The sequence below is a fragment of the Chloroflexota bacterium genome (assembly GCA_020161265.1).
Lineage (GTDB): Bacteria > Chloroflexota > Chloroflexia > Chloroflexales > Herpetosiphonaceae > Herpetosiphon.
In genome coordinates this window covers 139,660-160,755 of the sequence record JAIUOC010000006.1, presented here as the reverse complement: position 1 = coordinate 160,755, position 21,096 = coordinate 139,660, and the positions used below count along the sequence as shown (strand labels likewise).

General features: G+C 51.2%; 18 protein-coding genes. 7 read left to right on the top strand and 11 right to left on the bottom strand.

Annotated features, from left to right (window positions below):
- Positions 1-92: 92 nt before the first annotated feature.
- Positions 93-2,189, top strand: a complete 2,097-nt coding sequence (gene uvrB, locus LCH85_14925; GenBank protein MCA0353285.1) for an excinuclease ABC subunit UvrB — start codon at positions 93-95, stop codon at positions 2,187-2,189.
- Positions 2,190-2,216: 27 nt separating this feature from the next.
- On the opposite strand, the gene LCH85_14920 is transcribed toward uvrB, so the two are convergent.
- The 6 genes from LCH85_14920 to LCH85_14895 all read right to left on the bottom strand — a co-directional run bounded on the left by LCH85_14920 (position 2,217) and on the right by LCH85_14895 (position 8,515).
- Positions 2,217-3,131, bottom strand: coding sequence for a PH domain-containing protein (locus LCH85_14920; protein ID MCA0353284.1), 915 nt, complete (start codon positions 3,129-3,131; stop codon positions 2,217-2,219).
- Positions 3,132-3,200: 69 nt separating this feature from the next.
- Complete coding sequence (locus tag LCH85_14915) at positions 3,201-4,574, bottom strand: SurA N-terminal domain-containing protein (protein MCA0353283.1); 1,374 nt, start codon at positions 4,572-4,574, stop codon at positions 3,201-3,203.
- Positions 4,575-4,670: 96 nt separating this feature from the next.
- Positions 4,671-4,931: a 30S ribosomal protein S18 gene (gene rpsR, locus LCH85_14910; GenBank protein MCA0353282.1), complete on the bottom strand. Its 261-nt coding sequence runs from the start codon at positions 4,929-4,931 to the stop codon at positions 4,671-4,673.
- Positions 4,932-4,975: 44 nt separating this feature from the next.
- The gene (locus LCH85_14905; protein MCA0353281.1) at positions 4,976-5,476 is read right to left on the bottom strand and encodes a single-stranded DNA-binding protein; all 501 of its coding nucleotides are present in this window, start codon (positions 5,474-5,476) and stop codon (positions 4,976-4,978) included.
- A 19-nt stretch (positions 5,477-5,495) separates the two neighbouring features.
- Complete coding sequence (rpsF, locus tag LCH85_14900) at positions 5,496-5,801, bottom strand: 30S ribosomal protein S6 (protein MCA0353280.1); 306 nt, start codon at positions 5,799-5,801, stop codon at positions 5,496-5,498.
- Between the two features lie 491 nt (positions 5,802-6,292).
- Complete coding sequence (locus LCH85_14895; protein MCA0353279.1) at positions 6,293-8,515, bottom strand: hypothetical protein; 2,223 nt, start codon at positions 8,513-8,515, stop codon at positions 6,293-6,295.
- A gap of 271 nt (positions 8,516-8,786) precedes the next feature.
- Here LCH85_14895 and LCH85_14890 point away from each other — a divergent pair, with 271 nt between their 5' ends.
- From LCH85_14890 to LCH85_14880, 3 genes are read left to right on the top strand one after another with little or no spacing between them, the layout of a single operon-like run.
- Complete coding sequence (locus tag LCH85_14890) at positions 8,787-9,833, top strand: hydroxymethylglutaryl-CoA synthase (protein MCA0353278.1); 1,047 nt, start codon at positions 8,787-8,789, stop codon at positions 9,831-9,833.
- 12 nt (positions 9,834-9,845) lie between these two features.
- A complete protein-coding gene (locus LCH85_14885; GenBank protein MCA0353277.1) occupies positions 9,846-11,000 on the top strand; it encodes an acetyl-CoA acetyltransferase in 1,155 nt (384 codons plus the stop codon).
- Positions 11,001-11,396, top strand: a complete 396-nt coding sequence (locus LCH85_14880; GenBank protein ID MCA0353276.1) for an OB-fold domain-containing protein — start codon at positions 11,001-11,003, stop codon at positions 11,394-11,396. It begins immediately after the preceding gene.
- A 156-nt stretch (positions 11,397-11,552) separates the two neighbouring features.
- On the opposite strand, the gene mnmG is transcribed toward LCH85_14880, so the two are convergent.
- The 3 genes from mnmG to LCH85_14865 form a co-directional block, all read right to left on the bottom strand.
- A complete protein-coding gene (mnmG, locus tag LCH85_14875) occupies positions 11,553-13,505 on the bottom strand; it encodes a tRNA uridine-5-carboxymethylaminomethyl(34) synthesis enzyme MnmG (protein MCA0353275.1) in 1,953 nt (650 codons plus the stop codon).
- Between the two features lie 275 nt (positions 13,506-13,780).
- The gene (locus LCH85_14870) at positions 13,781-14,716 is read right to left on the bottom strand and encodes a cation diffusion facilitator family transporter (GenBank protein ID MCA0353274.1); all 936 of its coding nucleotides are present in this window, start codon (positions 14,714-14,716) and stop codon (positions 13,781-13,783) included.
- On the bottom strand, positions 14,713-15,111 hold the full coding sequence (locus LCH85_14865) for a metalloregulator ArsR/SmtB family transcription factor (protein MCA0353273.1): 399 nt from the start codon (positions 15,109-15,111) through the stop codon (positions 14,713-14,715). Before LCH85_14865 ends, LCH85_14870 begins: the two co-directional genes overlap by 4 nt.
- A 175-nt stretch (positions 15,112-15,286) precedes the next feature.
- On the opposite strand from LCH85_14865, the gene LCH85_14860 reads away from it, so the two are divergent.
- From LCH85_14860 to LCH85_14850, 3 genes are read left to right on the top strand one after another with little or no spacing between them, the layout of a single operon-like run.
- Positions 15,287-15,760 (top strand): MarR family transcriptional regulator, encoded by a 474-nt coding sequence (locus LCH85_14860; protein ID MCA0353272.1) that lies wholly within the window; start codon positions 15,287-15,289, stop codon positions 15,758-15,760.
- A 2-nt stretch (positions 15,761-15,762) separates the two neighbouring features.
- Positions 15,763-16,665 (top strand): ABC transporter ATP-binding protein, encoded by a 903-nt coding sequence (locus LCH85_14855; GenBank protein MCA0353271.1) that lies wholly within the window; start codon positions 15,763-15,765, stop codon positions 16,663-16,665.
- Complete coding sequence (locus tag LCH85_14850; GenBank protein MCA0353270.1) at positions 16,655-17,467, top strand: ABC transporter permease; 813 nt, start codon at positions 16,655-16,657, stop codon at positions 17,465-17,467. Before LCH85_14855 ends, LCH85_14850 begins: the two co-directional genes overlap by 11 nt.
- Before the next feature lie 56 nt (positions 17,468-17,523).
- On the opposite strand, the gene cydC is transcribed toward LCH85_14850, so the two are convergent.
- Both cydC and cydD read right to left on the bottom strand, forming a co-directional pair.
- Positions 17,524-19,146, bottom strand: coding sequence for a thiol reductant ABC exporter subunit CydC (gene cydC / locus LCH85_14845; protein MCA0353269.1), 1,623 nt, complete (start codon positions 19,144-19,146; stop codon positions 17,524-17,526).
- Between the two features lie 143 nt (positions 19,147-19,289).
- Complete coding sequence (gene cydD, locus LCH85_14840) at positions 19,290-20,900, bottom strand: thiol reductant ABC exporter subunit CydD (protein ID MCA0353268.1); 1,611 nt, start codon at positions 20,898-20,900, stop codon at positions 19,290-19,292.
- Positions 20,901-21,096 lie beyond the last annotated feature (196 nt).

Genomic DNA, 21,096 nt, shown 5'->3' with positions numbered 1-21,096 from the left:
TATAATAACACAATTGTTCGATAATCAGTCGCAAGAACGACCATAAATAAGCATAAGCACAGTATAATTAATGATGTGATTTAGGAGGTCGTATGCCACCATTAAAAGTCCATGCACCCTACGAACCGCGTGGCGATCAACCACAGGCGATTGCCCAATTAGTCAATGGATTAAATAGCGGGCTTGTCCACCAAACCTTATTGGGGGCAACAGGGACTGGCAAAACTCATACAATTGCGCGGGTAATTGAGCAAGTTCAACGGCCTACCTTGGTGATGGCGCACAACAAAACCCTCGCAGCGCAGTTGTATGCTGAGTTCAAAGAATTTTTTCCTGAGAATGCCGTAGGCTATTTTGTCTCCTACTACGATGCCTATACCCCCGAAGCCTACGTGCCATCGAAGGATTTGTATATTGAAAAAGAAGCGCAAATCAACGAAGAAATCGATCGTTTGCGCCACGAAGCAACCCAAGCGCTGTTTACCCGCAGCGATGTGATTATCGTGGCCTCGGTTTCGGCGATCTACGGGCTTGGCTCGCCAACTGATTACGGGCAAGTTGCGCTCAAGCTTAAAACTGGCGAGATTCGTAATCGCGATAAAGTGCTGCGAACGCTGATCGATCTGCAATTTGAGCGCAACGATCTTGATTTTCACCGTGGCACTTTCCGCGTGCGTGGCGATACGCTCGAAATCTTTCCGGCCAATGCTGAAAGCGCCTTTCGGATCGAGATGTGGGGCGATGAAATTGAGCGCATGGTCGAGGTTGATCCCTTGACGGGCGAGATTTTGACCCAAAAAGAGCAAATCGAAGTCTTTCCAGCCAAGCACTTTATTCCCAACGCCGACAAAATGCAGGCAGCAATTGGCGATATTCGGCTTGAGCTTGAGCAGCAATTAGCTCATCTCGAAGGCGAAGGCAAAGTGCTTGAAGCGGCACGGCTCAAACAGCGCACACTCTACGATCTCGAAATTATGGAAGAATTGGGCTACTGCTCAGGGATTGAAAACTACAGTCGGCATATGGATCGGCGCAGCGAAGGCCAAACGCCATGGACATTGCTCGATTACTTTGCTGATGATTTTCTCTTGGTGATCGACGAATCGCATATTTCAGTGCCGCAAATTCGTGGGATGTTCAATGGCGACCGTTCGCGTAAGCAAACCTTGGTCGATTTTGGCTTCCGTTTGCCCTCGGCGCTTGATAACCGCCCCTTGATGTTTGATGAATTTTCCAAGCATGTGCATCAAGCAATTTATGTTTCAGCTACGCCTGGGGTCTACGAATATCAACATCATGAACAGGTAGTTGAGCAAATTATTCGGCCAACTGGCTTGCTCGACCCTATGGTTGAAGTGCGGCGCACCCGTGGCCAAATCGACGATTTGCTGGGCGAAATCAAACAGCGGGTTGATACTGGCTCGCGGGTATTGGTCACAACCCTAACCAAGCGCATGGCCGAAGACCTGACCGATTATCTCAAAGAAATGGGTGTGCGCACCCAATATCTCCACTCTGATGTTGATACGATTGAGCGAATCGACATTCTGCGTGATTTACGTTTGGGTGTTTTTGATGTGCTGGTGGGGATCAACCTGTTGCGCGAAGGCTTAGATTTGCCTGAAGTTTCGTTGGTGGCAATTCTCGATGCTGATAAAGCGGGATTCTTACGCTCTGAATCATCGTTGGTCCAAATTATTGGGCGGGCTGCCCGCCACATCGATGGCACGGTGCTGATGTATGCCGATACAATTACCCCTGCCATGGATTATGCAATCAGCGAAACCCGTCGCCGTCGCCAAATTCAAGAGCGCTATAATCAACAACATGGCATCGAACCCAAGGGGATCGTCAAAGCAGTACGCGACTTGACCGAAGGCATGAAGAAAGTTGCTGAAAAACCAGCAGCCTACCAAACCGCAGCCAACCCCGACAGCATGACCAAAGAAGAACTCTTCAAAGTTATCAACGAGCTTGAAAAGCAGATGAAACAAGCCGCCAAAGATCTAGAGTTTGAAAAAGCGGCCTTGCTGCGCGACCAACTGACTGAAATGCGCCAAACCCTAGCCTTGATCGACAACACGGCCTTGCTTGAGAGTGTTAATCACAAGCCACGGGCTAGAGCAGTGGTCGTGGCTGAAGATCCAGGCAAGCGCAAAGTCAAAGGGCGTTCACGCGGCAAACTTTAATCGCAATGCGCGGCTGGTTGATTAGAGCTAGCCGCGCACCACCACCCAAACTGCTACCCCTAAAAAGAGTTGAACCACCGAGCTACCAATTAATAAAGCAAACGCCCCAGCCCGTGACGTGCGATAGACCAAAGCCCCAAAGCCAGCATTGATCAGCCAAGCGAGCAAGCCAACCAAGGGCAAGGCTAATAGTTGTTCGCGGGCTTCGACTCCACTAACCGCACCAGTTGCATCAATTCGGATTGGCACTTCAAGCGGCAGTTGATTATAGCGCCAAGCAATTAAGCCCCAAACTGCAAAATTGAGCAATAGCCCAACCACCAGCGCCCAACGCACCGCATTATTCAACCAAAAATCATAGGCAATCCGCGTGGAACGCACCACCCCTTCACTTTGAACTTGCACCACCCCCAAATTGAGGCGGCTTTCGACCTCTTGGATGAAGCTATCACGTTGGGCTGGGGTAATGACATAACTGCCGCCAGTCGTGCGCAAAAGCAGGGCTTGTTCGGCGGGTTGGGTACTAAAGAAATTCAAAACCTGCTCATCATTGGCCTGACCAACGCCACTGGTATAGCCAAAACGCGTGAGCAACCCAGGCTTTTGCTTGACATCAACACTTGGCTCAACCGCTGTAATCAAGTTCATCGGCACAACCGCAGTATTGCCCAACCAGTGAATCGTCAAGGCATTGCGATCAACGCGATAGTGCAAGGTTAAGGCACTGCCAACCCGATACAGCATAATCACGCTAATCAAAAAGCCCGAAACTGCTGATGCAAACCAAGCAAACGTCGTTAAATCGATGCGCCATGCGGTTGCAGCGCCAGAAATATCAGCGAGCAATTGCATCGTTGCCCAAATCGTTGCGCCAATGATCAGCACGGTAATTGCTAGGGCAACCCATACCCGCATCGTTCGTTTGGCCCACCATCGATTCATGGAAACTCCTCAGATTAAACAACAAGTGGCGGGTCGCCATTGACCCGCCACTATTCTACCTGTTTTTGCTTATGGTGTTGGCGTTACTGCTTCCGTTGGAACAGCCTCGCCAGTTGGAGTTGCAGTAACTGCCGCCGGATCGGTAGTTGGCTGCGGAATCGTGGTTGGAATTGGCTCGATCGTTGGGGGAACGGTCGTTGCGGTTGGCTCAGGGAAACGTTGCACAGCGGCAGCAGTCCGTTTTTCCTCAACCCACTTAAGCACAGCCTCATCGCGCTTGGTGGTCAAATCAGTTTGACTTGGGCGCAATTCACGCTGATGCACCAAAATAATGTGCCAGCCTTGGGTCGATTGATAGGGCTTGCCAATTACCCCAACTTCTTGGGTTGAAATTGGCTGGGTAATTCCCAAGGCATCAAATTGAGTTAGTGGTCGCATGCCTGTGGCTGGATTATCGACTGCATTATCGTTGGTATTCAACACTTGCACATCAGTAAAGCTAGCCGTATCGGTCAACTGGGCAGCAATATCATCGATTTTGGCTTTGGCTTGCGCCCATTGGGTTACAGTCATGGGGTTGGTTGGGTCGGTAATATTCGCAGTTACGAAAATTTGCTGCGCATCGGCATAAATTTCCTTGGTTGCTTGATCTTCGGTAACCAACTTTTCGCCAAGTTTTTTGCGTAGCAATTGCAAGCGTTCTTGGTGCAACACAAAGGCCTTAAATGCTTCGCGATCAAATGGCAAGGTTGCCAAGCCATAGGTCGAAGTTTCTTCGATAAATTCGCGCAACGTGCCAAAATAGGTCGTGACTGCCGAATCAACCCGATTGCTAGCTTCGCTGAGAGTTGGGGTTGACGTTGGGGTCGGAGTCAACGAAGCAGTATCAGTTAAACCAGTGGTTGAGGTTACTGGCGCAACTGGGTTCATCACTTCGTTGGCGGGAGCAAACTTGGTTGCCAAGCTTTGTTGCAATTCTTCATCGCTGACCGTAATGCCTTCAGCGACAGCATTGTTTTCAAGCACCTTATCATTGATCAGCTGATCAAGCACAGCATAATCAAGCGGCGCATTCTGATCTTTCAAGCCTGCAATATAATTGGTAACATCGGTAGCAAATTGCTCAGTGCCTTGCAATTGATATTGGGCATATTGCTGAATTTGTTGAGCCAAATTAATCGCTTGTTGGGCTTGCATAATTTGGCGATATTGTTGATATTCGGCGTTGGTAACTTCAACCCCTGCAACATTCGCAATCGTTTTATTAGGGACAATCACCTTCTGAATGACCAACCCAATCCCAATCAGGAGCACCGCCAAGCCAACCGCCGCAGCAGCGATCAGCAATACACGAGTGCTTTGCTTGCGTTCTTGATCCGAGCGAGCACGTTGCCGTTTGTTCAGGGGCTTCGGGTGCTGCACATTATCGGTATGTTTTGCCATAATCCTTGCCTACTCCATTGGGGAAAACTAAAGTAAAGCAGGCACAGCGCGAAGTTCGCGACTGTGCCTGTGCTTCATTAAACCAACAACGCAGAACTAACCGCGGGTATTTTCAGAAACGAATGGCAACAGCGCCAAGTGACGAGCGCGTTTGATTGCAACATTCAATTTACGTTGATATTTAGCACATGTGCCAGTGCGGCGGCGGGGCAAAATCTTGCCGCGATCCGAGACCATCCGTTGCAAGCGCTTGATATCTTTGTAATCGGGCACAATCCCCTCAGCCGTGAAGACACACACTTTGCGACGGGGTGTGTATTTGCGGCGACCTGCCGACTTACGGCGTTGATCTGACATGCGAACGGCTCCTTGTATGTTCTAGTAATTCAAATTCAGCAGTTTTAGAATGGGATATCGTCATCGCCGATATCTGGCTCGTTGAAACCACCACCACCGCCGTAGCTGCCACCACGATTATAATCATTGGCGGAGTTATCGCGGGGTGGGCGTTGATTGCCACCAGCTTGGTAGCCGCCGCTGCGCGACTGGCCTTGGCCTTGCTGTTGGTCGGTACGATCAAGAATGATCATATCGCTGGCAACCACTTCGGTACGAAAGCGCTTTTGGCCGCTATCGTCATCCCACGAGCGGGTTTGCAGCCGACCCTCGATATACACGCGGCTGCCTTTGGTCAGATACTGATTACAGATCTCGGCCAATTTGTTCCAGACCACGACCGAAAACCACTCGGTTTCATCGCGGGTCTCGCCATTGGGGTCTTTCCACTGACGACCAGCGGCGACAGTGAAGTTGGTCACAGGAGTTCCTTGGGGCGTAAAACGCATTTCAGGATCTTTGCCCAAGCGACCAATAATCATCACTTTATTTAAATCTTTCGCCACGGTTTCCTCCCCGTTGGTTTTAGCGCTTGGTTTCGTCGCGGATCAACAAATAGCGCAGGATTTGTGGAGCCAACTTCAAGTGGCGTTCGACTTCAGTCACGCGATCAGCGTTCAAGCTGAAGTGAGTCAAGAAGTAGAAACCTTCAGTGTAGTCGTCGATAGGATAGGCCAATTTGCGGCGGCCCCAAGGAGCGCCTTGTTCGGTGCTAGCTACTTCGCCGCCTTGAGCTTTGATATAGCCTTGGATGGTCTCGATGGTCGTGTTGAGTTCTTCCTCGCCACCCAAATCAGGGCGCAGGACGGTCATCATTTCGTATGCACGCACGATGTTTTCACCTACATGAAACATTAAATTGCCACCGTTTCATGGCACGGGGCCGCCAATATCCAATTGAGTTATATGCATGGAGTCAAGGGGTTGCGTTGGCAACCAGCACCAATATGGCGCGAGGAGGATTCGCAATCGAACCACTCGAAGACTCCTTCCTTCGGGTTTGCCCCGTTTTGCCATGGGTTTGGTCGCCACAAGGCTACGGAGCAGAAAGGCCGCCGCAGTATAGCATAAAAGCCAGCATAGAGCAAAGCGCCTAGAACATAAAAAATGAGGGTGGTTGTTAGGAATCAGCAGTTAGTTAATTTTAATCCACGAAGGACACGAAGGGCACGAAGGGAAATTGGCTACAGGCTTTTGGCTCTCGGGGATTGGTTGAAATTTCATCAAATATTCCGCTAGCCTATTGCCTTCAGCCCATAGCCATTCTCTGCGCCTCTGGGTTAAAACCTGATCCCCGATCCCCGACAACCGATCTCCATTTGTTATCGATTCCGTCGTCGGCTCGTGATTGCTGGTGCAGCGGCGGCAATTGGCTCAGCCTTAGCAGGCTCTGGTTGGGGCGGCGCACCAGCCCGAATATGCAGCAGCAAACTATCGAATGGCTCTAGAATCAAGGTCAAATTCAACAAATCATCACGTCGCCAAGTATTGCGCCCAGCATATTCGACTGCTTGGCCGCGCACTAAATCAAACAAATGATAGTCACCTTCGGCCATGTGCATGCGATCAACGGGCATGCTCAGGGTGGCAGTGCGCCGATGTGGTCCCATATTCAGCACCACAGCCAAGCGTTCTTCATGCCAAACTCGTAGCACGCTCCAAACCGAGGGCATATCGCAGGGCATTACATTAAACAGTTGCTTGCCATGACGCAAAATCGGGTAGTTGGCGCGAATGCTGAATAATTGTTTGAGCCAGGCTTCTTGTCCCACTTCTTGTCCCGTCCAAAGCATTGGCACAAAGCCGCAGCCAACCATGCCAGTCAATAGCAACCGCGCCAAACGCGAACCACGTACTGCATCGGCGATCGGGTTGACATCACGTGTATCGTGGGTTTCGGTAAAACAAACCCGAATCGAGCCCTTGGGTAAGGCCAAAAAGTGATCTTCGAGCCATTCGCCCAATTCGTAGGGTGAGAGCACGCCCAAGCCAGCGTGGAAAAACATCAAATGCGCTAGATAATCGTAGGCAAAATCGTGATTAATTGGAAACAACGGGCCATACAATTCGCATAATAACGCTGCTTGCGGGTTGATTTGGCGCAAGGCTTGGCGCATGCGCTCAACAATCGTCAATACGCCAAATGAGGTGCTAGCAGCCATGCGCTCCAAGCGCCGATCCCAATTCGGCTCCTTGCGATGTGGCGCATCAACTCGCCAACCATCAATCTGATAGGTTTGGGCAAAACGAGTTGTCCAATCAACATAGAAATCTTGAACTTCAGGATTCGCCCAATCGAAACTGTAGGTATCGTTCCAGCCGTGCGATGAAACCAAGCGACCGCGCTCATCGCGACAAAACCAGCCTGGCCGCTCTTGCACATAGCGGGCAGTGCGCGAACAACCTTGCACCACCAGATCGCATAAAATTCGCATGCCCAAAGCGTGCGCTTGCTCAACTAAGGCCTTAAATTCTTCAGCAGTGCCCAAACTTGGCTCAAGCTGCTCAAAATCTTCGATCGCGTATGGCGAGCCAGAAGCCTGCCAGTTCATATCCCACGGCTGGCCCGAAAGATTGTTATAGCGCCAAATTGGCATGAGATTAATCGTATCGAAGCCCAAATCGCGCAAACGGGCTAGCTCTTGGCTGAATTTGGCAAAACCACCCCATAAACCAACGTGGGTTTCATAGATGTTGGCGGCACAAACCCAATCGGGCACATCGGGCAAGGTTTGCACGCCCAGCACAGGCCAAGTGTTATGAAAGGCATGCATCGCATCGTACCAATTGCCATGCACCAACATGCAATATTGCGTGCCGCCGCTCAGCGTGGCATCGGGCGCGAGCCAGCCAGCAATTTCAAGCTCGTGGCCGACTGTTAATGCCAAATCGTTGCCATCAATATCGGGCCAAGCCGATTGGCTTTTGCTCCAATACCAACAGAGCAAATTATCGCTCTCGCTGGTGCTGTGCAAGGCCAATAACCCAGGTCCGCGATCTGGTGCATTTTCAAATAAGCGTCCGCGGCGAATGGCGGGGGCAATTGCCTGAGTCGGTAATGCGCCACGCCGCAATTTTGAAACTGCGGCAATATCGAGCCGTGGCCGAAAACTATTGCTAGGCGCTTCAAACCGAGCTTCGCTATAACTGCCAACTCGCGCATAGGGCCAACTCAGCCGTACCCAATGCACCCGCGCCTCGTTGCCACCGCTGTTGGTCACAGCGACCGAGCGCCGAATCAAGGTTCCAGTAATTTGCAAGCTATCGCTGATGCGCAAAAAGCCCAAGCCAATATTGATCGTTAATTCAGTTACGCCGTCAACTTCGCGGCCATGATGGCTTAAATAGCGGGGAAAATGAGTTTCGCTGACCCAACCATCGGCTAATTGCACATCGACCGACATACCAATGCTGCCGATATTCAAAATGTTGGCTTGGTTGGGGCGACGCAGCAAGGTGAGCATGCCCGTTGAGGTGGAAAACCCAAGCTCCATCTCGGCGGTGCTCACAACCAAATTTTGCTCATGCTGATATTCGTAATACATACAACATCTCGCACTGATAGGGCAATTGCGACCTATGGTTTAGCGCAGCAAACCAAATTGACTTGCCAGCCGTAATCAATCATTAAAATTGCCCAAATATCCATCAGCATACCACAGCTTAGCCCAAGTTGAGAGTTTTCATCAAGCTTTTACGGCTGGCTTGACAGGTTTTGGCAGCTTTGGCGTGCTAGAGTGCTAGCAGAAATTGAGTTGGCAATGCGGCCAGCGGTTGCAACGAAGCACCACCAACCATTGTTGAAAGGACAAACTCATGCGTCAACCTGAACGTCCAGTTGGGATCGTTGGGTATGGAGCATATGTTCCGCGCTATCGAATTGCAGCCCAAGAGATTGCTCGAGTATGGGCCGCTGGCGAAGGAGCATTGCCAATTACATCAAAAAGTGTGCCTGGCCCCGATGAAGATACTATTACCATGGCGATTGAAGCAGGTCGGAATGCGCTCAATCGCGCCCAAATCGACCCACAGCAATTAGCCGCTGTGTGGGTTGGCAGCGAAAGCCACCCCTATAGCGTCAAACCCAGCGGCACATTGGTCGCTGAAGCCCTAGGCACATCGCGCTGGATCAGCGCCGCCGATTGGGAATTTGCCTGTAAAGCTGGCACCGAAGCCTTGAGCGCAGGCATGGGCTTGGTTGGCAGTGGCATGGCCGATTATGTGCTGGCAATTGGCGCTGATACGGCCCAAGGTCGGCCAGGTGATGCCTTGGAATATACCGCTGCTGCCGCTGCTGGAGCGTTGATCGTCGGGCCAGCTCAACAAGCGATCGCCACCATTGAAGCCACCCTTTCGTATGTTTCTGATACCCCTGATTTCTTTCGCCGCGCCGATCGGCCTTATCCGATGCATGGCAATCGCTTTACCGGCGAGCCAGCCTATTTTCACCATGTCAGCACTGCGGCCAAGCAATTGTTGGCCGAATTAGGCCGCACTGCTGCCGATTATCAATATGCTGTGTTTCACCAACCGAATGTTAAATTCCCGCAAACTGTCGCGAAACAGGTGGGTTTTGCTCCAGAACAATGCCAAGCGGGCTTGTTGGCGGGCGAAATTGGCAACAGCTATTCGGCAGCCTCGATGATTGGTTTATGTGCTGTGCTCGATGTGGCTCAAGCTGGCGACCGCATTTTGCTGGCTTCCTATGGCAGTGGGGCTGGCAGCGATGCCTATTCGTTGGTGGTAACTGAGGCTTTGGCAACGGCTCGTCATTTAGCACCACCCACCAGCGCCTATCTCAAACGTCGGCAATTAATCGATTATGCCACCTATGCCAAGTGGCGCGGCAAAATTGTTGAGTAAAGGGGTAGGAGCATGCAACAGGTTTTTATTGCAGGCACAGCTTGCACCGCCGTTCGCGAACATTATGATCGTTCATTACTGGATTTGGCGTTAGAGGCGCTGCACGGCGCGGTTGGGACGCTTGACCCAAATTTAATTCAGGCTTTGTATGTTGGCAATGCGCTAGGCGATACGCTGAGCGAGCAAAGCCAACTAGGCGCGTATATCGCTGGTGCGGCTGGCTTGAACTGTGAGGCTGTGCGGGTTGAAGCGGCTGGCGCTAGCGGCGCATTGGCGTTGCGCCAAGGTTATTTGGCAATTGCCAGCGGCCAAGCCGATGTCGTGGTCGTGCTAGGTGTCGAAAAAGCCACCGACAAACTCGATGCCGCCTTGCAAGCTGCCTTGGCCTTGGGCTTGGATGGCGAACTTGAACGGGCACTTGGGCTGACATTAACTGGGGCTTGGGCACTGTTGATGCAACGTTATTTGCATGAATATCAATTGCCAGCCACCGCCTTCGCGCCATTTGCGGTTAATGCTCATACTAATGGGGCGGGCAATCGCCATGCGCTGTATCGCTTTGCAATCAATGCCCAGAAATGGGCCAATGCAGGCCAAATTGCCGAGCCATTGAATATGCTCGATTGCTCAACCGTGGCCGATGGTGCAGCAGCAGTGGTGTTGGTTAGCCAACGCTATGCCCGCGAAGTAGCGCAGCCAATCGCAATTGTGGGCAGCGCAACCAGCAGCAGCAACGTTGCCTTGGCGCAACGGTCTGATTTGTTGTGGCTTGAAGCGGCAGCAGCCAGTGGTAACAACGCTTTGCAACAAGCTAAACTCAAACGCGATGCCATCAATATTATCGAATTAAGCGACCCGCATGGAATTGCCGCTGCTCTGAGCTTAGAGGCACTTGGTTATGCTGAACGTGGCCAAGCTACGCAACTGGCCGCCGAAGGTGTAATTGCCAAGGATGGGGCATTGCCTTTGGCAACTGCTGGCGGTTACAAAGCTCGTGGTGATGTTGGTGGCGCGACCGGAGTCTATCAAGTAGTTGAGTTAGTGGCCCAATTGCGCGGCCAAGCCGGAGCCAACCAAATTGCCAATGCCAAAACTGCGCTGGCCCAATGCTTGGGTGGCGTTGGGGCAACTGCCGTGACTCATATTTTGCAAGTAGCGGAGGTCTAGATGAATTTACCAAAACAATGGCGACTCAAAGGCCAACGCTACCGTCTCGAAGGCCAGCGCCATAGCGATGGTCGGGTGCGTTTTCCGGCTCAGCCAGCCAAATTGGGCGAGGCCAGCGACGCTTGGCAGCCTTATCAATTAGCCAGCACTGGCGAACTCTATTCGTGGACGGCGCAGCGCAGCAATCGTAGCGAATTCGACCACGAGCCAATCGTACTTGTCGGCATGATCAAGCTGGCTGATGGTTGTATGCTCACTGCTCAATTAACCGATTGTGAGCCAAGCGAGTTACAGATTGGCATGGCGATGGAAGCCGTGACCCGCAGTTGGGGTAAGGTCGGCGACGATGATTTGTTGGTCTATGGCTATAAATTCCGGCCAAAACTCGTTGATTAATTGATCCACGAAGATCGCGAAGTTTTCATTAAATTAAACCGCGAAGGACACGAAGAGCACGAATGTTGAGTTAAGTGGAAGCTTGAAATTTATAAAAATGACAAAGAACCACTTAACCCAACTTAGCGATCTTCGCGTCCTTCACGGTTAAAAACTCTACTCGACGGTTGCGCGTTCGCGGCGTTCGAGGTGAATCAGCAGGTGGGCAATATCGGCAGGGTTGATGCCTGCCAAGCGTGATGCCTGGCCCAAGGTTGCTGGGCGGAAGCGTTTGAGCACTTGTCGCGCTTCGATCCGCAAGCTAGGAATCGCCTCGATATTCAAATCGGCAGGTAAGCGCCGATCTTCCATTTTGCGCACTCGCTCAACCGAGGCTTGCTCTTTGGCAATATAAACCGCATATTTGGCGCTTAGCTCAACTTGCTCGGCTACATCGGCCTCAACTGCTGGCAGATCAGGCTGGACTTCGGCCAATTGGGCATATTTGACCCCGACCCGCCGCAGAATATCTTCGCCTGAAGCAGGTTGCAACAATGGCTCGATGCCAGCATTTTGCAGGCGGCCATTGGTTTCAGAGCTAGGCGTATAGCGCAAACCACGCAGTTGCTGGGTTGTTTGATCAATTGCCCATTGTTTGCGCTCAACGTGCTCAGCCCGTTCAGCACTGACCAAACCAAGTTCAGCCGCCAACGGGGTAAGCCGCAGATCGGCATTATCGCCACGCAACAACAGCCGATGCTCAGCCCGCGAGGTAAACATTCGGTATGGTTCGCGAATTTCCTTGGTCACCAAATCGTCGATCATCACGCCAATATAGGCTTGGTCGCGGCGCAAAATAAATGGCGCACGCTCGGCGACCTTCAAGGCTGCATTAATCCCCGCCATCAAGCCTTGAGCGCCAGCCTCTTCATAGCCAGTTGTGCCATTAATTTGGCCAGCAAAGAAGAGATTTGGTAGACGCTTGGCTTCCAGCGAGGCGGTAATTTCGCCAGTTGCGACGGCATCATACTCAATTGCATAGCCAACCCGCATAATTTCGACCTTGCGCAACGCCGGAATCGAGCGCAACATAGCCCATTGCACATCTTCAGGCAGCGAGGTATTGCAGCCCTGGACATAGATTTCGAGAGTTTCCCAGCCTTCTGGCTCAAGGAAAAACCCATGCGATTCTTTATCGGCAAAGCGCACAATTTTATCTTCGATCGATGGGCAGTAGCGCGGCCCAACCCCCTCGATCACCCCGCTAAACATCGGGGCACGATGCAAGTTATCGCGAATATGCTGATGAAACTCGGGCGTAGTGTAAATATGATAGCAGGGCAATTGTGGTTGCCAGCCATCAAGCATTGGCTCAGGGTAAATTGGGTTGGGCGGGCCATGCACCAACGATTCAGGCCGCTGACCATCATAATTAAAGCCAAAATACAGTGGTGTGCTGGAACCTGGCTGAATTTCTAGCCCACTAAAATCGACAGTGCGGGCATCGATCCGTGGTGGCGTACCAGTTTTCAAGCGCACCAGTGGAAAGCCCAACTGGCTCAGATCGCTCGAAAGATTGATTGCTGGTTGCTCGCCCATCCGCCCAGCAGGGATGATCGATTCGCCAGTGATCGCGCGGCCACGTAAAAATGTGCCCGTGGTCAAAACCAAGGCTTTGGCCCGATATTGCCAGCCCGTTTGGGTTTCGACGGCAAAACGCGCCCCATCGGCTTGGTCAGCCAAGGGAATAATGCGCTCAACCATGGCCTGTTTGAGCGCTAAATTTGGCTGAGCTTCAAGAAACTCTTTCATGGCCTTGGCATACAAACGCTTATCGCTTTGAGCGCGTAAGGCTTGCACGGCTGGGCCTTTGGTTTCATTCAACAGCCGAATCTGGATTAGAGTGCGGTCGGTGATGACCCCCATCGCGCCGCCGAGTGCGTCGATTTCGCGCACAAGGTTGCCTTTGGCTGGGCCGCCAATTGATGGATTGCACGACATGTGCGCCAATTTATCAAGATCGATCGTTAGCAAAAGGGTTTGCGAACCCATACGAGCAGCCGCCAAAGCCGCTTCACAGCCCGCATGCCCGCCGCCAACGACGACCACATCATAAGTTAAATTTAGCATAGCTCAACAAGACATAAGTGAAGGACACGATAGTTTATTGTACCGCAAACTTGATATTTTGGGGATGCCAGAGCATAGAGCAAAGAACATAGAACATAGGAGTGATGATCGACGCTCGGAATTCGGAACCGCGAAGAACACGAAGAACGCTAAGCCTGAGTTGATCCATTGTTTGAATTGCCAACAAATGTCTTAGCATGATAAATCTAAACTTAGTGCCCTTCGTGTCCTTCGTGGTTAAATTTCATCCTTCATCCTTCATCCCTCATCCTTTCTCAATGTTGGTGTTGCTCAGTCAGGGTGCAATAGAGTTGCGGCGTGTTACATGAGCATTCAAGTTGCAAGGTGGCATGGCCAATATTGTAGCGATGGCAAAGCACTTCGTTGATGGTGCTAATCAATTGAGGGCTACGCTGTGGGCCTTGTTGATCGGTTACAACGTGGGCTGAGAGTGCTCGCATGCTGGCGGTGATGCTCCAAATATGCAAATCGTGAATCGCTTGCACGCCTGGAATGGTTTGTAAATCGCTGACCACTTTTTCAACATCAATATCGCGTGGCGTAGCTTCCAACAACACATCGATCGAATCGCGCAGAATTTGCCAAGCATGCCAGATGATAAAGCCAGCAATTAATACTGAAACAACGGGATCAAGCCAGCGCCAATTGGTGAAGAAGATTATAACCCCGGCAATCGTTGCGCCAATGGTCGAAAGCACATCACCCATCAAATGCACAAAAGCGCTGCGCAGATTCAGATCGTTTTCGCTGCCACGATACACCAACCACGCCGTGCCAGCATTCACCAAGACCGCCAACAACGAAACCCCAATCATTACGGGAGCATCAACTTCCAAGGGGCTGCGCAAGCGCTCAATCGCTTCCCAACCGATGCCTAAAGCGATGCCAACTAAGGTCAGCGAATTAACAAAGGCCGCCAAAATACCAGCGCGGTGGTAGCCAAAGGTTTTGCGGGCATGGGCTGGGCGGCGCGTTAGCCAGAGGGCAATCCAACTCACCAACAGCGCCAACACATCGCTAGCATTATGGGCAGCATCGGTGAGCAAGGCCAAACTATTGGCCCACAAACCAGCAACAATTTCGACTCCCACAAAGCCAAACGTGATTGCCAAGGCCCAAATTAAGCGGCCACCGGCATCGGCAGGCACGCTATGATGGTGATGATGTCCGTGGTCGTGATGTCCGCTCATCGTTCTTCCTCCAACACAGCTAAAATTGGCGCAACCGATGGATCAGGCGTAGAGCCATGGCGAATATGATTCAGACAAACTAGCACGAGCACTCGCACATGGTCATCATCAAGGCTATAAAACACTAATTTGCCTTCGCGGCGTTGTTTGACCAAGCGCAACTGGCGTAGCACCCGTAAATGCTGCGAAACCGCCGACTCGGAATAATTCAAAATTGCCGCCAGATCAGCGGTGCAAAGCTCTTGCTCAAGCAAACAACCAACAATTTTGACCCGCGTCGAATCGGCTAAGGCTCGAAAGGTTTCGGCCATTAAAAAATAGCTTTCGTCGTCGTGGAGCATTTGCCGCCCACGCTCAACCATCGCCGGGTTAATTCCATCTTCATGTTCAACCATGCGCTAAACCTCAAATGAACGATTGCACAATTGCTAAATTATCAAATCGAATACAACTCGTCAAGTATTTCGCAACCTTTTCTTTTAGACCACGTATCAAATTCATAAAGTTCAGTCTTGACTGAACATGTTAAACGTGCTACTCTTGTTCAATCAGTACTGAACAGGATGAACTATGGCCATAGATAATCTACAAGCACGTTTAGCCTATGCCGAGCGGATTGCCGTTTTTTACGAAAAAGCTGGGGGAATACCGCGTATGGCTGGTCGAATTATGGGCTGGTTGTTGATTTGCGATCCACCGCAGCAAAACGCGGCGGAGCTTGGGCAGGTGTTGAGCGCTAGCAAAGGCTCGATCAGCACAATGACGCGCTGGTTGTTGCAAATTGGCTTGATCAACAAAACTGCCGTGCCGGGCGACCGTCGCGATTATTTTGAGATTCGCAAAGGGACATGGGCCGATTTGCTGGCTCAACAATTTCAAGCGGTCGGCGCTTTTCGCGAATTAGCTACCCAAGGCTTGGATCTATTGACCAATCCTGAAGGCGAAGAAGGCGCACGGCTGCGCGAAATGCGTGATTTATATACATTTTTTGAGCGTGAATTACCGTTGCTCATTGAAAAATGGCGCAGCGAACGAAAGGAATGACCATGACCACGGTTGTTCAAACCACGAATCTGACGAAAACCTATGGCAAAAATCGTGGAATTGATAGTTTAAATTTACAAGTGCAGCAAGGTGAAGTTTTCGGGTATTTAGGCCCAAACGGCGCTGGCAAAACGACGACAATTCGCACTATTTTAGATTTTATTCGGCCAACCAGCGGCACAGCCCAGATTTTTGGTCTTGATTCGCAGCGCGATTCGGTGGCAATTCACCAGAAAATTAGTTATTTACCTGGCGAATTGGTGATGTATGAAAAAATGACTGGTATGGAGATGTTGCATTATTTTGGCCAGCTACGCGGCAATGTGAGCCAGCAAGAAATTAAGCAATTGGCTGAGCGTTTAGAGCTTGATTTAAAGCGACCAATTCGCACGCTCTCCAAGGGCAACAAGCAAAAAGTCGGGCTTGTGCAGGCATTTATGGGCAAACCTGAGCTTTTAATTCTCGATGAACCGACTAGCGGGCTTGATCCATTGGTGCAGCAAACCTTTTACCAACTGGTGCTCGAAGCCAAAGCGACTGGCCGCACGGTTTTCCTCTCGTCGCACGTGATGTCGGAAGTTGACCATATTTGCGATCGGGTGGGGATTATTCGGGCCGGCAAGTTGTTGGCAATTGATACAGTTAAGGCGCTCAAAGAGCGGGCGCGGCGCACCATCGATCTCTATTTTGCCCAGCCAGTTGAGCCAAGTGCATTTGCCCATATTCCTAATATTGATGGCTTGCAAGTGCTTGGCAACCATGTGCATTGTGCTGTGACTGGCTCGATTGACCAGTTGATCAAAACTGCGGCCCAATTTGAATTACACGATTTGGTCAGCCAAGCCACTGATTTGGAAGATATTTTCTTGGCCTACTACAAAGGAGAAGTCAGCGATGTTGCGTAATATTTTTACCAAAACCATTTACGAACGCCGCCGCTCGCTTTTGTGGTGGGGGCTAGGAATTATTCTACTGATCGCGATGCTGATGGGGTTTTATCCAGCGATGCGTAACCCCGCCACCAGCGAACAGCTTACCAAAGCCATGGAAGCCATGCCCAAAGAAATGTTGGCAGCCTTCGGCGTAACCGATGTCGCCAATTTGATCACGCCAGCTGGCTATATTCAAGGGCGTTTATTCGGCTTTATGCTGCCGCTGATCGTTATGATTTTTACGATTGGGCTTGGCTCACGGGCGATTGCTGGCGAGGAAGAAGCTCGCACGCTTGATTTAATTCTGGCCCACCCAATACGGCGTTCAACGATTGTTTGGCAAAGCTTTGCCGCGCTGAGCGTGCTTACGATTGCTATGGGCTTGATTACATGGCTCAGCTTGTGGATTGGCGCAGTTTTGCTGGATATGGAGATTGGCGTTGCCGAGCTAGGTGCTGCATCATTTAACATGAGTTTGATGGCGCTGTGTTTTGGGTCAATCGCCTTATTAATTGGGGCGGCCACAGGCAAACGCGCCATGAGCATGGCTGTCGCAACGATCTTGGCGGTGATTGGCTACTTTGCCAATTCGCTAGCCAGCGTGATCGATTGGCTTGAGCCATTTCAAAAACTCTCGCCATTCTATTACGCCGATTACAACCAACCATTGAAACACGGCTTCCATTATTTGCCAATTTTGGTCTTGGGCGGTGTGATCGTGCTGTGTGGATTTGCTGCGGTTAAATTATTCGAGCGCCGCGATGTGGCGGTGTAGCAATTAAAATTGATCAGGCGGTTGGATACAGATTAATCTTATCCAACCGCTCTTTTTTATGTTAAGCGAACGACTCGATCAGCCAAGGCTTGCACGGCGGTACGATGGCTAATCAACAACACAGTTTTATCCACCAGCAGAGGCTTGAGCGCGGCTAACCAAGCAGCTTCGTTGGCATAATCAAGTTGGGCGGTTGGCTCATCGAGAATTAAGATTGGGGCTGGTTTAAGCAGCACCCGCGCCAAAGCCAAGCGCTGGCGTTCGCCGCCACTTAATTTGGCTCCTTGCTCGCCAATCCATGTCTCTAAGCCAGCCGGAAGTTTGGCCAGTAAATCACTGAGTTGGGCGACTTCTAAAGCTTGTACTAGATCAGCTTCGCTGGCAGCGGGATTAGCAAGGCGTAAATTATCGCGCAAACTGCCGTTAAACAGCTCGGTATGCTGCGAAACATAGCCAATTTGCTGATATAGATCGGCCAAACGCAACTGGCGAATATCACAATCGCCCAGATAAATCGCGCCTGCTTGAACATCCCAAAAGCGCAGCAACAATTGAGCAACGGTGGTTTTTCCCGCTCCACTCGGCGCTTGCAAGGCGACAATTTCGCCTGGAGCCAGCGCAAAGCTTAAATCGCGCAGCACAAGCTGGTTTTCTACATAGCCAAAATCCACATGCTCAAACCGAATATGGCTTGAAGTTGGTAAGCTGCTTGGCTCAGCAGGATCGCTGACCGCTGGCGGGGCATCGACCAACTCAAACATGGCCTTCGCCGCTTGTTGGCTACTTTGCCAAATATGTGCTGCTTGAATCAGGCTACCCAACGCCTCAAAACTGGCCAACGTGCTTAGTCCAATTACGCCCAAATAAAGCGGATCAAGCTGGCCTTGATCAACAAACCAACTGCCCAGCGCCAACAGCAACAACGTGCTCAACAACACCAAAGCATTCAACAAGCTGGTGCTGGTAATCCGTGCATTGGCCAAACGACGTTGGCTGGTCGCGAGTTGCTGGCTTAATTGAGCGAGCTGCTGCTGCACCAATGGCTCAGCATTGGCCGCTATAATATCAGCACTACCCGCAACCGCTTCAACGACTGCCTGATTCAAAGCCTGTTTTTGTTGATTAACCTTGGCTCCAGGTTGGCGGCTTTGCCACAGGCTCAAGGCTGGCACGCTCATCCCAATCAAGCCATGGCAGAGCAACAACACCAAGCCCAATTGCCAAACAAACGAGCCGATCAAGAGGCTGGTTGCCAAGGCGACCAATAACGCCACCCATGGCGGAGCAATCGCCCGCACATACAAATGTTGCAAGCTATCGATATGGCTAATCGTGCGCGTCAGCAAATCGCCACGGCTGTAGTGCAACAAACGGGCGGGAGCGAGCGGCTCCAAGGCTGCATATAGCCATGAACGCAATTGAGCCAAAATCCGAAAGGTCAAACGATGCGAAAGATAACGCTCAGCATAACGCAACACGCCACGGGCAATCCCAAAGAAGCGCACGCCCAAAATCGCCACCTGCAACTCAGCAATCGAGGGCATTAGGGCGGCTTTGGCAATCAAATAGGCCGAGGTCGCAATTAAGCCAACGCTACTGCCAACCGTGGCAAAACCCAGCCCAATCACAAAGAACACCTGCCAACGTTCGGCATAGAATAATTGTAATAAACGCTTCAAGCGGTTAATCCTTTATGATCTACACGATGCGAGAATGGCTGAAACCGCGAAGCGCACGAAGGATCAGGCTATTGGCTTGTGAGATTCCAACCGATATCCGATAGCCAATAGCCCAAAGCCATCTTCTCCTCTGCGCCTCTGCGTTAAGCTTGCATTTCTTGGTCAACCTCATGCGAAAATTCGATGATTGTGCGTCCATGCCATAGCTCGGCCAAATTGCGCCGAATTTGCTGGGCAGTTGCTCGATCGAGATGGGCAAACGGTTCGTCGGCCAGAATAATTGGGCAATCTTTGAGCATGGCGCGGGCAATCGCGATCCGCTGGCGCTGACCACCACTTAAATTGGCTCCACCTTCGGCTACCAATGTGGCATACCCCGCTGGCAATTGCTCAATAAATTCATCAGCACAAGCCCAACCTGCCGCCTGCTGAATCGCCGCAAGGCTAGCAGCGGGCTTAGTTAAAGCAATATTTTGAGCAATCGTGCCATTAAAAAGATAGGGGTGCTGCGGAATATAGGCGATCATGCTACGCCATTGGGTAAGATCAAACTGATCGATCGGCGTAGCTCCCAGCTTGATCTCGCCAGCAGTTGGCTGAATTAAGCGCAATATTGCTAATACGAGGCTGGTTTTACCTGCACCACTAGGCGCTTGAATAACGCTATGCTGGCCGTGGGGAAAGTGCCAATCGCCTTGTTGCAGCACGTTTGGCCCATCCTCGGCGTAGCAAATTGCTAAATTGTGTACGCTCAGATCGCCCAGCACTGGCTGAATCTTGCCCATAGTTGCAACAGCTGCTCGTGGCTGAGCCAAAAAATGATTAATCTGCTCGGCAGCCTCAAGCCCTTGCATGCCAGCGTGATGTTGCGCACCCAAGGCCCGAATTGGTGCATACACTTCGGGAGCCAAAACCAGCACCAACAGGGCATCGTAAAACTGCAAACTGCCATTCAGCAAGCGCAAGCCAATTTCGACCGCAACCACCGCCGTACTGAGGCTGGCGGTTAATTCCAGCACCAAAGCCGAAACGAAGGCAATTTGCAAAACTGCTAAGGTTGCGTCGGTAAACTTGCGGCTAAGTTGGTCAATCTGTTGAATTTGGGCACGACTGCGGCCAAACACTTTGAGCGTGGTCAAGCCTTGCAGCAAGTCCAACACGCGGGCATTCAGGCGACGCAATTGCACCCAACGCTGTTGGCTCAGATCACGGGTATGCAAGCCGACCAGCACCAACATCACGACACTAACTGGCACAGTCAAAGCCAGCACGATCGCCGATAAACGATCATAGGGCCAAACCCAAGCGATCATCAACAATGGCACAATTGCCGCCAGCATGCGTTGAGGCAAGTAGCCCGCCAAATAATCATCGAGCAATTCGACCGTTTCGCCTAGAATTTGCACTCGTTCGCTAGCAGATTGTTGGCCTTGAGCTGGACCAAGCGCCAGCATCTGCCCAACGAGGCGTTGGCGGAGTTGTTGCTTGACGTTTTGGGCAAAGCGTTGAGCCGCCGATTCGGCCAACCATTGCAAGCCAAAACGCAGCAGAACAACCAAGCTCATCGCCCCAAACCATGGCCACAGCTCAGCCAAACCCAAGCCATCGCGAAAAACGCCTGCAATAATGCTAGTTAAGCCGATGGCAATAGCGACTGTGGCCAAGCCAACCAAGCTGTGCAAGCCAATGCTCAGCCACAACCAAACTTTGCTCGGCTGAAGATTCGGTTTAAATTGGGCCTCAACTGTTGCCATGGTTTGCCTTTATAGAACATAGAGCAAAAAACATAGGGTTGGGAATCGGGCTTTAACGCAGAGGCTTGATAAGGATGAAGGATGAACATCAGTGTAAATCTGTGCCAATCTGTGGCTAAACATACACTTCGTATCTTCACAGTTTCAAGCCCTTCGTGTTCTTCGTGGATCAAAACTTAACTGGCCCCTGAAGCCT

Bases quoted from the DNA above. Each gene is read 5' to 3' on its own strand.
- uvrB (MCA0353285.1), top strand. From the start codon at position 93: ATGCCACCATTAAAAGTCCATGCACCCTACGAACCGCGTGGCGATCAA.
- LCH85_14920 (MCA0353284.1), bottom strand. From the start codon at position 3,131: ATGAATCGATGGTGGGCCAAACGAACGATGCGGGTATGGGTTGCCCTA.
- LCH85_14915 (MCA0353283.1), bottom strand. From the start codon at position 4,574: ATGGCAAAACATACCGATAATGTGCAGCACCCGAAGCCCCTGAACAAA.
- rpsR (MCA0353282.1), bottom strand. From the start codon at position 4,931: ATGTCAGATCAACGCCGTAAGTCGGCAGGTCGCCGCAAATACACACCC.
- LCH85_14895 (MCA0353279.1), bottom strand. From the start codon at position 8,515: ATGTATTACGAATATCAGCATGAGCAAAATTTGGTTGTGAGCACCGCC.
- LCH85_14890 (MCA0353278.1), top strand. From the start codon at position 8,787: ATGCGTCAACCTGAACGTCCAGTTGGGATCGTTGGGTATGGAGCATAT.
- LCH85_14885 (MCA0353277.1), top strand. From the start codon at position 9,846: ATGCAACAGGTTTTTATTGCAGGCACAGCTTGCACCGCCGTTCGCGAA.
- LCH85_14880 (MCA0353276.1), top strand. From the start codon at position 11,001: ATGAATTTACCAAAACAATGGCGACTCAAAGGCCAACGCTACCGTCTC.
- mnmG (MCA0353275.1), bottom strand. From the start codon at position 13,505: ATGCTAAATTTAACTTATGATGTGGTCGTCGTTGGCGGCGGGCATGCG.
- LCH85_14870 (MCA0353274.1), bottom strand. From the start codon at position 14,716: ATGAGCGGACATCACGACCACGGACATCATCACCATCATAGCGTGCCT.
- LCH85_14865 (MCA0353273.1), bottom strand. From the start codon at position 15,111: ATGGTTGAACATGAAGATGGAATTAACCCGGCGATGGTTGAGCGTGGG.
- LCH85_14860 (MCA0353272.1), top strand. From the start codon at position 15,287: ATGGCCATAGATAATCTACAAGCACGTTTAGCCTATGCCGAGCGGATT.
- LCH85_14855 (MCA0353271.1), top strand. From the start codon at position 15,763: ATGACCACGGTTGTTCAAACCACGAATCTGACGAAAACCTATGGCAAA.
- LCH85_14850 (MCA0353270.1), top strand. From the start codon at position 16,655: ATGTTGCGTAATATTTTTACCAAAACCATTTACGAACGCCGCCGCTCG.
- cydD (MCA0353268.1), bottom strand. From the start codon at position 20,900: ATGGCAACAGTTGAGGCCCAATTTAAACCGAATCTTCAGCCGAGCAAA.